General features: G+C 61.9%; 12 protein-coding genes. 9 read left to right on the top strand and 3 right to left on the bottom strand.

Going from position 1 to position 12,640, the window contains the following annotated elements; all coding sequences use genetic code 11:
* Nucleotides 1-47: 47 nt before the first annotated feature.
* A complete protein-coding gene (gene tnpA, locus C2U37_RS16950; protein WP_104452764.1) occupies nucleotides 48-452 on the bottom strand; it encodes an IS200/IS605 family transposase in 405 nt (134 codons plus the stop codon).
* 57 nt (nucleotides 453-509) lie between these two features.
* Here tnpA and C2U37_RS16945 point away from each other — a divergent pair, with 57 nt between their 5' ends.
* From C2U37_RS16945 to gloA, 9 genes are all read left to right on the top strand, one after another.
* On the top strand, nucleotides 510-1,736 hold the full coding sequence (locus C2U37_RS16945; RefSeq protein ID WP_104452763.1) for an RNA-guided endonuclease InsQ/TnpB family protein: 1,227 nt from the start codon (nucleotides 510-512) through the stop codon (nucleotides 1,734-1,736).
* 151 nt (nucleotides 1,737-1,887) lie between these two features.
* The gene (gene rsxA, locus C2U37_RS16940) at nucleotides 1,888-2,469 is read left to right on the top strand and encodes an electron transport complex subunit RsxA (protein WP_039038677.1); all 582 of its coding nucleotides are present in this window, start codon (nucleotides 1,888-1,890) and stop codon (nucleotides 2,467-2,469) included.
* A gap of 4 nt (nucleotides 2,470-2,473) precedes the next feature.
* Nucleotides 2,474-3,040 (top strand): electron transport complex subunit RsxB, encoded by a 567-nt coding sequence (gene rsxB / locus C2U37_RS16935; protein ID WP_043156390.1) that lies wholly within the window; start codon nucleotides 2,474-2,476, stop codon nucleotides 3,038-3,040.
* 14 nt (nucleotides 3,041-3,054) lie between these two features.
* Nucleotides 3,055-5,685 (top strand): electron transport complex subunit RsxC, encoded by a 2,631-nt coding sequence (gene rsxC / locus C2U37_RS16930; RefSeq protein WP_043156388.1) that lies wholly within the window; start codon nucleotides 3,055-3,057, stop codon nucleotides 5,683-5,685.
* Nucleotides 5,686-5,688: 3 nt separating this feature from the next.
* Nucleotides 5,689-6,741, top strand: a complete 1,053-nt coding sequence (rsxD, locus tag C2U37_RS16925) for an electron transport complex subunit RsxD (RefSeq protein ID WP_010674314.1) — start codon at nucleotides 5,689-5,691, stop codon at nucleotides 6,739-6,741.
* Nucleotides 6,742-6,784: 43 nt separating this feature from the next.
* Complete coding sequence (gene rsxG / locus C2U37_RS16920) at nucleotides 6,785-7,417, top strand: electron transport complex subunit RsxG (protein WP_043156385.1); 633 nt, start codon at nucleotides 6,785-6,787, stop codon at nucleotides 7,415-7,417.
* 16 nt (nucleotides 7,418-7,433) lie between these two features.
* The gene (locus tag C2U37_RS16915; RefSeq protein ID WP_010674312.1) at nucleotides 7,434-8,192 is read left to right on the top strand and encodes an electron transport complex subunit E; all 759 of its coding nucleotides are present in this window, start codon (nucleotides 7,434-7,436) and stop codon (nucleotides 8,190-8,192) included.
* Between the two features lie 14 nt (nucleotides 8,193-8,206).
* Nucleotides 8,207-8,848 carry an endonuclease III gene (nth, locus tag C2U37_RS16910; protein WP_053288528.1) on the top strand — a complete coding sequence of 214 codons (642 nt, stop codon included), beginning with the start codon at nucleotides 8,207-8,209 and terminating at the stop codon, nucleotides 8,846-8,848.
* A gap of 77 nt (nucleotides 8,849-8,925) precedes the next feature.
* Nucleotides 8,926-9,333 carry a lactoylglutathione lyase gene (gloA, locus tag C2U37_RS16905; protein WP_010674310.1) on the top strand — a complete coding sequence of 136 codons (408 nt, stop codon included), beginning with the start codon at nucleotides 8,926-8,928 and terminating at the stop codon, nucleotides 9,331-9,333.
* Nucleotides 9,334-9,390: 57 nt separating this feature from the next.
* Here gloA and C2U37_RS16900 read toward each other — a convergent pair whose 3' ends face one another.
* A complete protein-coding gene (locus C2U37_RS16900) occupies nucleotides 9,391-10,719 on the bottom strand; it encodes an IS4 family transposase (protein WP_010676218.1) in 1,329 nt (442 codons plus the stop codon).
* A 121-nt stretch (nucleotides 10,720-10,840) separates the two neighbouring features.
* Complete coding sequence (locus tag C2U37_RS16895; RefSeq protein ID WP_053288529.1) at nucleotides 10,841-12,472, bottom strand: methyl-accepting chemotaxis protein; 1,632 nt, start codon at nucleotides 12,470-12,472, stop codon at nucleotides 10,841-10,843.
* Between the last annotated feature and the right edge of the window lie 168 nt (nucleotides 12,473-12,640).

Raw genomic sequence — 12,640 nt, 5'->3', positions numbered from 1 at the left:
AAGGGGACTCCCTCCGACGTAGGTGGGAGGGGAATTTCGCCGGGGCGTCAGCCCCGCTGGTTTTGAATGTATTGCTTGATCACCTCCAACGGTGCTCCGCCGCAAGAGCCCGCAAAGTAAGAGCGTGACCAGAGTACGGGTTTGCTGTAAGCACCTCTCAAGTCCAGAAATTCATTACGCAGTCGCCTTGATGTGACCGCCTTTAACGAGTTCACCAGTACCGATAGCTGCACCGTTGGCGCGTACTCTATCAGCATGTGAACATGATCAGCCTCTCCGTCACACTCTTTCAGTTCCGCACCAAAATCTCTGCAAACCTCTGCCGCACACTGACTGAAGGAGGCGTGATGAAGATCCCCCAATATCGGCTTTCGATACTTGGTGATAAACACCAAATGTACGTGCAAAACGTAGGCCGAATGGCGTGATTTATTAATTTTAGTGAATTGCATTCTGTCACTCAATCGGGCTTAATAGATATGGCAATAATGCTACACACTGAGCGCTAAATGCAAATTCTGAAAGCCTACAAATTCCGACTCGAACCGACCGAACAACAAACGCAACGCCTGCGCCAGTTGGGCGGTTGTGCTCGTTATGTCTGGAATCACGGGCTGGCAGAAACCAAACGCATTCTGGATGCTGGCGAAAAACTGCCTTCTGCCTTTGAGCTGAACAGGATGCTCACCAGTTGGAAGAAAGACCCAGAAATGGCCTTTCTGGCCGAGGCATATACCGACAACCTCCAGCAGAAGCTCAAGGATTTGCATGGCGCGTGGATGCGCTGCTTTGATAAGAAACTCGCCGCCAAGGCACCCGTATTCAAGAAAAAAAGCGACAACCGCGACGCTATCCGGTTCGTCAACTTCGACAAGTATTGCCGCCTTGAAAAGGGTCGCGTGAAGCTGCCTGCCGGGCTGGCGTGGGTCAAGTTCCGTCAGTCCCAGCCAGTTGAAGGGAAAATTAAAAACGCGACCGTCAGCCAAGCAGCCGGGCACTGGTATATCTCCTTTCAGGTCGAGCAGGAGACGCTTGAGCCAATTCACCCCTCCGGCTCAATGGTCGGGCTAGATGCGGGGATCGCCAAGCTCGCAACCCTGTCAGACGGCACGGTGTTTGAGCCCGTCAACAGCTTCAAAACCAATCAGACCAAGCTGGCAAGGCTCCAACGCCAGTTGAGCAAAAAGGTAAAGTTCAGCAGCAACTGGAAGAAACAAAAAGCCAAGATCCAGCGGCTGCACTCACATATCGCCAATACCCGCCGCGATTACCTTCACAAGGTCACAACGACTATCAGCAAAAACCACGCGATGATCGTCATTGAGGATTTGAAGGTTGCCAGCATGTCAAAATCAGCAGCGGGCACGATCAGCCAGCCGGGGCGCAACGTCCGGGCAAAATCAGGGCTGAATCGTTCGATATTAGATCAGGGCTGGTTTGAGCTGCGCCGCCAGCTCGAATATAAGCAGGCATGGCGAGGCGGTCAGGTGTTGGCGATAAACCCGGCCTACACCAGCCAGCAGTGCGCCTGTTGTGGGCATACTGCGAAGGATAACCGCCAGACGCAAAGCCAGTTTAAATGCGCTGCGTGTGGTTATGAGGCGAACGCCGATGTGAACGGCGCTCGCAATATTTTAGCGGCGGGACACGCCGTTTTAGCCTGTGGAGGCGTGGTGCAATCAGGCCGCCCGATGAAGCAGGAACCCGGTACTGCGCGAGCAGCTATCACCCAGTAATGGGAATCCCCCTCCTGTGACGCGAAGCGCTAAGGTGGGGGAGGATGTCAAGAATTGGGCATTCGAATAATAACCATACGGCCTTGCGGTTGTCTAAAGGCACCTAACATCAGATAATACGGCCGCCTTCATACCGGATAACCCATCTTCAATGACTGAGTACCTGCTTTTACTGGTCGGCACCGTGCTGATCAACAACTTCGTGCTGGTGAAGTTCCTCGGCCTTTGCCCCTTCATGGGTGTCTCCGGCAAGCTGGAAACCGCCATCGGCATGGGTCTGGCCACCACCTTCGTCATGACGCTGGCCAGCGCCTGCTCCTATCTGATGGAGCACTATATCCTGATCCCTCTGGAGATCGCCTACCTGCGCACCCTGGGCTTCATTCTGGTGATCGCCGTGGTGGTCCAGTTCACCGAGATGGTGATCCGCAAGAGCAGCCCGACCCTCTATCGCCTGCTCGGCATCTTCCTGCCGCTCATCACCACCAACTGTGCCGTGCTCGGCGTGGCGCTGCTCAGCATCAACGAGCGCCACAACTTCATCCAGAGCATCATCTACGGCTTCGGGGCCGCCGTCGGCTTCTCTCTGGTGCTGATCCTGTTTGCCGCCATGCGTGAGCGGCTGGTGGCCGCCGACGTGCCGGCACCGTTTCGTGGCGTCTCCATCGCCATGGTCACCGCTGGCCTGATGTCGCTGGCCTTCATGGGTTTTACCGGCCTCATCAAGATATAACGCTATGATTCACATACTCTTTGCCATTCTGGTGCTGGCCCTGCTTGCCCTGGCCTTCGGCATCATTCTCGGCTTTGCCGCCGTCAAGTTTCATGTGCAGGCCGATCCCATCGTCGATCAGCTCGATGCCCTGTTGCCCCAGACCCAGTGCGGCCAGTGCGGTTACCCGGGCTGCAAACCCTACGCCGACGCCCTGGCCAATGGCGACAAGATCAACAAGTGCGTGCCCGGTGGCGACGCCACCATGCGCAAGATTGCCGACCTGATGGGGGTCGAGCCCCAGTCTCTGGACGGCGGTGAAGACGCGGCAATCCCCGTCAAGAAGGTGGCCTTCATTCACGAAGACATGTGTATCGGTTGCACCAAGTGCATCCAGGCCTGTCCGGTCGACGCCATCCTGGGTGCCACCAAGGCGATGCACACCGTCATCGCCGCCGAGTGCACTGGGTGCGACCTCTGCGTCGACCCCTGCCCGACCGACTGTATCGAAATGATCCCGGTGCCGACCACGGTCGACAACTGGAAATGGGATCTGGCCAAGGTCGCCATTCCGGTCAAGATAGTGGAATAAACAGCGGAGTAACCATGCAGCATCTGCTCGAACGCATCAAAGCCGGCACTCTGTGGGATTTTCACGGCGGCATCCATCCCCCCGAGAACAAGCACCAGTCCAGCCTGACCCCCGTCGTTGACGCGGGCCTTCCCCCACAGCTCATCATTCCGGTGCGCCAGCACGCGGGTCCGGCCGGCGAACTGCTGGTGCGGGTGGGGGACAAGGTCAAGAAGGGGCAACCCCTCACCCGTTTTGACAAGGGACGCATCGTGCCGGTGCACGCTTCCACCTCGGGCACCATCACCGCCATCGAGCAGCACACGGTGGCGCACCCCTCCGGTCTTGACGATCTCTGCATCCTCCTCACCCCGGACGGAGACGATGCCTGGGGCGAGCGCACACCCCAGCCTGACTACTGGAACCTGGAGCGGGGGGCGTTGCTCGAGCGCATCCAGCAGGCCGGCATCGCCGGGCTCGGCGGCGCCGTCTTCCCGACCCACAGCAAGCTCGACGGCCGTGGCCAGCTCACCGAAATTCTCATCATCAACGGGCTGGAGTGCGAACCCTACATCACCACAGATGACCGTCTGATGCAGGAATACGCCGACGAGATCATAGACGGCATCCGGGTACTCAAGCACCTGCTCAAGCCCAAGCTCACCCTGATCGGGGTGGAAGACAACAAACCGGCGGCCATCGAGGCCCTGACCCGCCATGCCAGCGACGCCGACGTGCTGGTCAAGTCGGTACCGACCAAGTACCCCTCCGGCGGCGCCAAACAGACCATAGAGCTGCTCACCGGACGCCAGGTGCCCAAAGGAGGCCGGGCGGTCGACATGGGCATCATGGTGCTCAACGTCGCCACCGTCTTTGCCATCAAGCGCGCCATCATCGATGGGGAGCCGCTCATCGAGCGCATCGTCACCCTCACCGGCGACGCCTTCAAGAAACCCGGCAATGCCTGGGTGCGTCTGGGCACGCCGGTACGCTGGCTGCTCCAGCGTTTCGAGCTGCAACCGGAGGCGGATCAGCGGGTCATCATGGGGGGCCCCATGATGGGCTTCACCCTGCCCCACGCCATGGTCCCCGTGGTCAAGGCCACCAACTGCCTGCTCTCCCCCACCCGCGCCGAGCTGCCGCCCCCCGGCCCGGAACAGGCCTGCATCCGTTGCAGTGCCTGCGCCGATGCCTGCCCCGCCACCCTGCTGCCCCAGGAGCTTTACTGGTACAGCCGGGTCAAGGAGTACGACAAGGCCGAGAAGCTCAACCTCTTTGACTGTATCGAGTGCGGCGCCTGTGCCTGGGTCTGCCCGAGCGAAATCCCCCTGGTGCAGTACTACAAGATCGCCAAGGATGACATCCGCGAGGCCCGTGCCGAGGCCGAGAAGGCCGAACGTGCCAAGCAGCGCTTCGAGGCCAAGCAGGCTCGCTTCGAGCGTGAGAAGGCGGCCCGCGAAGCCCGCCACGCCGAAGCCGCAGCCCAGCGTCGCCAGGCCATGACGACGGCCGGGGGCGAAGATCCGGTCGCCGCCGCCCTGGCCCGCATCAAGGCCAAACAGGAGACGACCCAGGTGGGCGTGAGCACACCCGCACCGGACAACGAGGCCATGATTGCCGCCCGTGAGGCGCGCAAGCAGGAGGCCATCGCCCGTCGTGCCGCCAAGGCGGTCAATGGCGAGGACAATGAGCTGGCTGACACCCCGGCACCTGGGGAGCAACATCCCAAGGCAGAGCTGGATCCCAAGAAAGCCGCCATCGCCGCCGCCCTGGCACGGGCCAAGGCCAAGAAGGCTGCTCAAGCGCAAGGTGACGGGCCGGTGGTCGCGGATAAGACATCCGTGAATACAACCGAACACGCCGTTGAGGCCTCGGCCGCCGTATCCGAACCCGCCGCAGAAGTGGACCCCAAGAAGGCGGCCATTGCCGCCGCCATCGCCCGGGCCAAGGCCAAGAAAGCCGCCCTGGCGCAAGGTGACGCACCGCTGGACGCGGATAAGACATCCGTGAACACAAGCGATAACGCCATTGAGGCCCCGGCTGCCGCATCCGAGCCCGCCGCCGAGGTGGACCCCAAGAAGGCGGCCATTGCCGCCGCCATCGCCCGGGCCAAGGCCAAGAAGGCTGCTCAGGCGCAAGGTGATGGGCCGGTGGTCGCGGGTGAGACATCCGTGAACACAACCGAACACGCCGTTGAGGCCCCGGCCGCCGCATCCGAGCCCGCCGCCGAGGTGGATCCCAAGAAGGCGGCCATTGCCGCCGCCATCGCCCGGGCCAAGGCCAAGAAAGCCGCCCAGGCGCAAGGTGACGGGCCTGTGGTCGCGGGTGAGACATCCGTGAACACAACCGATAACGCCGTTGAGGCCCCGGCCGCCGCATCCGAGCCCGCCGCCGAGGTGGACCCCAAGAAGGCGGCCATTGCCGCCGCCATCGCCCGGGCCAAGGCCAAGAAGGCCGCCCAGGCGCAAGGGGATGGGCCTGTGGTCGCGGGTGAGACATCCGTGAACACAACCGATAACGCCGTTGAGGCCCCGGCCGCCGCATCCGAGCCCGCTGCCGAAGTGGACCCCAAGAAGGCGGCCATCGCCGCCGCCATCGCCCGGGCCAAAGCCAAGAAGCTGGCGGCCGAGGCTGCCTCCTCCCCTTCGACCGACAAGAGCCACTGATCCATGTTCAATATCGCGAGTGCGCCCTTTGCCCACAACCGCAAACAGACCCAGACCCTGATGGTGCTGGTGATCCTGGCCTGCCTGCCCGGCTTCCTGGCGCAGACCTGGTTCTTCGGCTGGGGGACCCTGATCCAGATCCTGCTGGCGCTGGTCACGGCCCTGGGTTCGGAGGCCCTGGTCCTTCGCCTGCGCGGCCGCCCCGTCAAACCGGCCCTGCTGGATGGCAGCGCGGCGCTCACCGCCGTGCTCATCGGTCTCTCCCTGCCCCCCCTGCTGCCCTGGTGGATGCTGGTGCTGGGCACGGCGTTCGCCATCATCATCGCCAAGCATCTCTATGGCGGGCTCGGTCAGAACCTGTTCAATCCTGCCATGGTGGCCTATGTGCTGCTGCTGGTCTCCTTCCCGGTCCAGATGACCAGCTGGCTGCCCCCCTCCAGCATCGCCGCCTACGACATCGGCTTCGCCGATGCGGCCTCGGTGATCTTCACCGGCTTCAGCCTCGACGGCTACAGCATGCTGCAGCTCAAGCAGGGGGTGGATGGCCTGACCATGGCCACGCCGCTGGATACCTTAAAGACCGGACTGACCCAGGGACTGACCGCCACCGAAGTGATGACCCACAAGGTCTTCGAGGGCTGGGGTGGTATCGGCTGGAGCTGGGTCAACCTCGGCTACCTGCTGGGAGGCCTCTTCCTGCTCCAGCAGAAAGTGATCAACTGGCGCATTCCGACTGCCGTGCTGGGCGCATTGCTGCTCGCTGCCACCCTGGGCTATCTGGCCACCCCGGATGCCACCGCCACCCCCATGCTGCACCTGTTCAGCGGTGCCACCATGCTCGGGGCCTTCTTCATCGCCACCGATCCGGTGAGTGCCAGCACCACCGCAAAGGGGCGCCTCGTCTACGGTGTGCTCATCGGCGTGCTGGTCTATGTCATCCGCCGTTTTGGCGGCTATCCGGATGCCTTCGCCTTCGCCGTGTTGCTGGCCAACCTGTGCGTTCCCCTGATTGACAGTCTGACCCGCCCCAAGGTCTATGGAGCCCGTCGCAAATGAACCCACATCTGAATTGCCGCAGACGCGAGACAGGGAGCCTCCCATGTTGAAAAGCATGCGCAAGAATGGCCTGACCCTGGCCCTCTTTGCCCTCGGCTGCACCGCCATGGTGGTGCTGACCAACGAACTGACCCGGGATCGCATCGCCCACCAGCAAGAGCTGGAGAAGCTGCGCACCCTGCAGGCCCTGCTGCCCGAGGGGAGTTATGACAACGATCTGGTGGCCAGTTGCAAGCTGGTCAGCAGCCGGGAATACCTGGGCAGCGATGAGCCCATGCCCCTCTATACCGCCACCCTCAAGGGGGTGCATACCGGCTACGCGCTGGAAACCGTGGCCCCCGATGGTTACAGTGGAGCCATTCGCATGGTGGTCGGCACCGATGCCAAGGGGGCCGTCAGTGCGGTCAGGGTGCTGGCCCACAAGGAAACCCCGGGGCTTGGTGACAAGATAGAACTGAAGAAATCCAGCTGGATCGACAGCTTCACCGGCAAGTCCCTCACGGCCGACAACGACACCACCTGGGCGGTGAAGAAGGATGGCGGCGAATTCGACGCCTTCACCGGGGCAACCATCACCCCGCGGGCCGTGGTCAAGGCGGTGAAAAATTTGCTGAGGCTGCAACAGGAGCACCCCGAACTGCTGCACGATGCCCCCTCCTGCCATACCAACCCCTAACGCCGGAGCACACGCTATGGAACAAGTCGACGTGATTGACACGGCCAGCCAACCCGCCGGGGAAAGTGGCCGCCGCGAAGAGCTCAAGGAGCTGATGCTGCAGGGACTGTGGAAGAACAACCCCTCCCTGGTGCAGGTGCTGGGACTCTGCCCCACCCTGGCGGTCTCCTCCACCTTTACCAATGCGTTGGGGCTCGGCCTTGCCACCATGGTGGTACTGGTCTGCTCCAACCTCGCCGTCTCCCTAGTGCGCAACTGGGTGCCCAAGGATATCCGCATCCCGGTCTACGTGATGATTATCGCGGCCCTGGTGACCAGCGTGCAACTGTTGATGAACGCCTACACCTACGGCCTCTATCAAGCGCTCGGCATCTTCATCGCCCTCATCGTCACCAACTGCGTCATCATCGGCCGCGCCGAAGCCTATGCCTCCAAGAACCCGCCCCTGCTTGCCGCCCTCGACGGCTTCATGATGGGGCTGGGCTTTACCCTGGTGCTGCTGGTACTGGGGGGCCTTCGCGAGATCATCGGCATGGGCACCCTGTTTGACGGTGCCGAGCTGCTGCTGGGTGACTGGGCCAAGTCATTGCGCGTCGAGCTGTTCCACGCCGACGCCAGCCTGCTGCTGGCGATCCTGCCCCCCGGCGGCTTCATCGGCCTCGGTTTGATGATCGCCGGCAAAAACGCCATCAACGACTGGATGGGCCGCAAGCAGAGTGCCGAGAAGGCCCACTGCACCGTGCCGGCGGCGGGCGCCCGCACTACCCAGCTCTGAGACAAGAGAGAGCCATGAACAACCAGAAACGCAGGCTGATCCTGGAGCGGTTGCGCGATGACAACCCCCATCCCACCACAGAGCTCAACTTCACCACGCCCTTCGAGCTGCTCATCGCCGTGCTGCTTTCGGCCCAGGCCACCGACGTGAGCGTCAACAAGGCCACCGACAATCTCTATCCGGTGGCCAACACCCCCCAGGCCATGCTGGATCTGGGGGTGGATGGGGTCAAGGAGTACATCAAGACCATTGGCCTCTTCAACACCAAGGCCGAGAACGTCATCAAGACCTGCGCCATTCTGCTGGAGCGCCACGGCGGCGAGGTGCCGGAGAATCGCGAGGCCCTCGAGGCCCTGCCCGGCGTCGGCCGCAAGACGGCCAACGTGGTGCTCAACACCGCCTTCGGCTGGCCCACCATCGCCGTCGACACCCATATCTTCCGGGTCTCCAACCGCACCGGCTTTGCAGTGGGCAAGAACGTCGATCAGGTGGAGGAGAAGCTGCTCAAGGTGGTCCCCGCCGAGTTCAAGCTGGACGTGCATCACTGGCTCATCCTGCACGGGCGTTACACCTGTCTCGCCCGCAAGCCCCGCTGCGGCTCCTGCATCATCGAAGATTTGTGCGAATACAAAGAGAAGGTCTATCCCGAGAGTTGATCTGCAGGCCTCTGCGGATCCGGTCTCGGGCCATGGATTCAAGGCAGTACCAATCCACCAACCCGGAGAATTGAGCAATGAGAATTCTGCATACCATGTTGCGCGTCGGCGATCTGCAACGTTCCATCGACTTCTACACCCGAGTGCTGGGCATGACACTGCTGCGCAAGAGCGAAAACAGCGAATACAAGTACACCCTGGCCTTCGTCGGCTACGGCGACGAGAAGGATGAAGCCGTCATCGAGCTCACCTACAACTGGGGCGTGAGCGAATACGAGCTCGGTTCCGCCTATGGTCACATCGCCCTGGAAGCGGACGACATCTATGCCACCTGCGAGGCGCTGCGCGCCGCCGGCGCCAAGATCACCCGCGAACCGGGCCCTGTGAAGGGCGGCACCACCGTCATCGCCTTCGTGGAAGACCCGGACGGCTACAAGATTGAGCTGATTGCCAAGAAAGACGCCGGTACCGGCCTGGGCGCCTGAGCCCACGCCGCCTGGCGGTGAGAAAAACAACGGGGCCCAGGGCCTAATGCCAGTCAGTTAAGCCTGACTGGCATTGTTTTTACTAGGTTTTCTCGTCGCATACTTCTGTGGTTTGGCTTTGATGCACCTTGGGTAACTTCGTTCTCGGCGGGCGGGTAACTTGAACTGCTCTGCCTGTTTGTCCAACTCAGCGACACGCCCTGGAACCATGCCCGGTGACACAAACGGCAGGCAACTGAGTTCATGCAGCAGATACACCGATGCCATGTGAAAGCTCAACTGGCTGGCCGTATAGCCCTTTAAGCTCGCCGCCATCCTAACCATCTGATATCTCAGTAGGTTATAGGCCAATACCAAGCCCCATAGCTCCTGCCTTACTCCATCGGGTTTCTTGCTGCGCAGCGTCAGCCGGTGCTGTTGCAGGCTATGTTTCATCTCCCGATAGCCCAGCTCGATTTCCCAGCGATTCTGGTATAGCTCCATCAACTCGCTGGCCGGGAAGCGCAGCGGGTCGGTGAGCGAGGTCAGCACCTGCCGCTCCTTGCCGTTTACCGTCCGGGTCAGCAGCCGGGCTTCGAACTGCTCCGGCAACTCGCTCCACTTCTTCTTGGCCTGCGGACTGGCTCTGAGGCGTACCAGCACATCCTGCCGCCCCAGCTTGCGGATGACCTCGTATTGAGCCCCCTTTTTCAGCGGAATAAGCCAGTGACGCGCTACGCCCTGGCGTTGCCAGGCATGGAGTAACCCCAGTGAGTAGAAGCCCTTATCGAACAGGGTCAGGCTATTATCGGGTGTTTTTTCAATCAGTTGCTCTGCCAACACCATCTCGTTTACCGCACAGGAGTCCATCACTGTCTGGGTCAGCAGATGACTGGTCAGCTCCATCTGACACAACATGCGGACCTGGGGATATTGCGTCTCCCCCTGGACGGTTTTCGACTTGGCAAAGGCGCCGGCATTGTCCGGAGTATCGGGCGTGCGCCAGACCACCCCGTCCACGGCCAGCAGCTGCAAGCCGGCCCAGGTGGGGTGCTGACACAGCTGATGCCAGAGTGTGGCGGTCTGCTGGAACACCTGTCGAACGGCTTGGTCAGCCAGTTTTTGGCGCGCCTGGATGAAGGCGCTGGGGACGACAAACGGCCGGTCGCCGGGTAACAGGATATCGAGCTGGTTGGCCAGCTGGGCCATAGGGACATGACGAAACAAGGACATCCCGATAATGGCCCATAGCACCCGCTCCATGGGCATGCGCCGTCGGCGCAAGGAGACGGAGCCCGTCTCGGCCAAGCAAGCCTGCACCAGTTCAGGTGACAGCAGGTCAGACAGGGACTCAAACTTTCCGGGAGGACAGGCGTGAATGAAGTCGAGAGCTTGGTCGATACGCATAAAAAAATCCGAAACCCAACAAGGAGTTTCGGATTCTTACACAGCCTGAGGATCGGTCAATGGATCCTTAACTGATCGGCATTAGGGCCCAGGGCCCCGTTTTCATTGGCTGCGGCCACCGTCAGGCCAGGCGGAAGCGCCCCATGCTCTGGCGCAGACCCGCCGCCAGCTGGCTCAGCTCCAGACAGGCTTTGGCGGTGTGATCCGCGCCGGTCGCGACCTCGTTGGAGGAGTCGTTGATGCGCGCCACGTTGCGGCCCAGCTCATCGGAGACCGCATCCTGCTCGCCACAGGCACTGGCAATCTGGATCGCCATGTCGGCTATCTGGGCCACCGCCTCTTCAATCTGACGAATGCCCGCGCTGGTGCGTTCGCTCTGGCTCACGCACTGGCGGATCATCTCGCAACTCTGGCCGGTCACCGACTTCGCCCGGTTGGCACGGGCCTGCAGGGTCTCGATGATGGCGACGATTTCGCCGGTGGAGGCCTGGGTACGCCCCGCCAGGGTGCGCACCTCGTCGGCCACTACCGCAAAGCCGCGCCCCTGCTCACCGGCACGGGCCGCCTCGATGGCGGCATTGAGTGCCAACAGGTTGGTCTGGTCGGCAATGCCGCGAATGACATCCACCACCAGGTTGATCTGGGCGGACTCTTTCTCCAGTTCACTCACCAGGTTGCCCGCCTGCTCCATCTCACCAGCCACCCGGGTGATGGCATCCAGGGCCCCCTGCACATCCTGACTGCCGCGACGAGCCAGGGCATTGGCAGAGCTTGCCGACTCCGAGGCCACCTCGGTGTTGCCCGCCACATCCGCTACCGTCGCCTTCATCTGGGCCATGGCGGTGGCGACCTGGGCTATCTCCTGCTGCTGGATCTGGATCCCCTGGGATGATTGCTCGGAGACCGCGCTCACCTCCTCGATGGCGGCCCCCAGCTGGGTCACGGCGGCGGCCACCTCCTCGATGAGCCCACGCAGGTTGTCCTGCATCTTGAGGGAGGCGCTGGCCAGCATCCCCAGTTCGTCCTGCCCGATGTGCTGGCGATCCAGCCGATGGGTCAGATCTCCCAGGGCGATGGCATTGGCCTGGGCCACCACGGCTTGCAGGGGCAGGCAGATCTGGCGGGTGAGGAACCAGGTCATGACCCCCATGAAGATCAGCAGGGTCGCGATGCTCACCACGGCAAAGGTCATCACCATGGTGACGCTGCCAAGCAGGCTGCCACGGTTCTCTTCCACAAAGCCAAGATTCACCTTCACCAGGGCACGCACCGCCAGCTCCAGCTCGGTGTAGAGCCCGTTCGAGCGAAACAGCGCCTCCCTGGCCTCATCCCTGCTGCCCTGGAACAACAGGGTATCCACCTGGTTGACGGCCCCCAGATATTGCAGCCACTGCAGCTTGACGCGGTTGAAGGCCTGGCGTTCATGCTCGGCCCCCACGGTTGCCTCGTAGGCATCCATGACCTGCTGCACCTTGCCCAGGCTCTCCTGGATGCGGGCGCGGCGAACCTGCCTGTCGACGGCATCTTCCACCATCAGCAGGGCAAACTGGGCACGGCGCACATAGGAGACGTCGTAGAGCAGGTTGTCAACCGAGAGCACGCTTGGCAGGGTGGAGTCGGTGAAGTTCAATACCCGATCCCGAATGTCCCGCAGTTCGGTGGCGAGAAACAGGCCGAAGACGGCGTTGATGACAGCAATGACCGCAAAGACGGCGGCAATCTTCTTGCCGATGGAGAGATGCTTGTAAGACATGTTGGCTGGTGATCCTCGACTGCAGATGTGCAGTGACACAATGATCACATCCGTGTAAGCGGTGACCCGAGACTCCTGACGGGAAATGACGATGGGAGCAAAGAGAGGGGATCCCTTGCTTCCCGCTCGCCCCACGCCGGGCCTTGTGCCAGCCACGAGGCTGCCAGC

The sequence above is a fragment of the Aeromonas sp. ASNIH1 genome (genome assembly GCF_002934285.1).
GTDB classification, from domain to species: domain Bacteria; phylum Pseudomonadota; class Gammaproteobacteria; order Enterobacterales; family Aeromonadaceae; genus Aeromonas; species Aeromonas caviae.
Note: the sequence above shows the minus strand (reverse complement) of the source record. Positions and strands in the feature narration are given on the sequence as shown.

What these genes read in the sequence shown, in the direction of transcription:
- rsxA (WP_039038677.1), top strand. Translation starts at nt 1,888, where the DNA reads ATGACTGAGTACCTGCTTTTACTGGTCGGCACCGTGCTGATCAACAAC.
- rsxB (WP_043156390.1), top strand. Translation starts at nt 2,474, where the DNA reads ATGATTCACATACTCTTTGCCATTCTGGTGCTGGCCCTGCTTGCCCTG.
- rsxD (WP_010674314.1), top strand. Translation starts at nt 5,689, where the DNA reads ATGTTCAATATCGCGAGTGCGCCCTTTGCCCACAACCGCAAACAGACC.
- C2U37_RS16945 (WP_104452763.1), top strand. Translation starts at nt 510, where the DNA reads ATGCAAATTCTGAAAGCCTACAAATTCCGACTCGAACCGACCGAACAA.
- tnpA (WP_104452764.1), bottom strand. Translation starts at nt 452, where the DNA reads ATGCAATTCACTAAAATTAATAAATCACGCCATTCGGCCTACGTTTTG.
- C2U37_RS16915 (WP_010674312.1), top strand. Translation starts at nt 7,434, where the DNA reads ATGGAACAAGTCGACGTGATTGACACGGCCAGCCAACCCGCCGGGGAA.
- gloA (WP_010674310.1), top strand. Translation starts at nt 8,926, where the DNA reads ATGAGAATTCTGCATACCATGTTGCGCGTCGGCGATCTGCAACGTTCC.
- C2U37_RS16895 (WP_053288529.1), bottom strand. Translation starts at nt 12,472, where the DNA reads ATGTCTTACAAGCATCTCTCCATCGGCAAGAAGATTGCCGCCGTCTTT.
- C2U37_RS16900 (WP_010676218.1), bottom strand. Translation starts at nt 10,719, where the DNA reads ATGCGTATCGACCAAGCTCTCGACTTCATTCACGCCTGTCCTCCCGGA.
- rsxG (WP_043156385.1), top strand. Translation starts at nt 6,785, where the DNA reads ATGTTGAAAAGCATGCGCAAGAATGGCCTGACCCTGGCCCTCTTTGCC.
- nth (WP_053288528.1), top strand. Translation starts at nt 8,207, where the DNA reads ATGAACAACCAGAAACGCAGGCTGATCCTGGAGCGGTTGCGCGATGAC.
- rsxC (WP_043156388.1), top strand. Translation starts at nt 3,055, where the DNA reads ATGCAGCATCTGCTCGAACGCATCAAAGCCGGCACTCTGTGGGATTTT.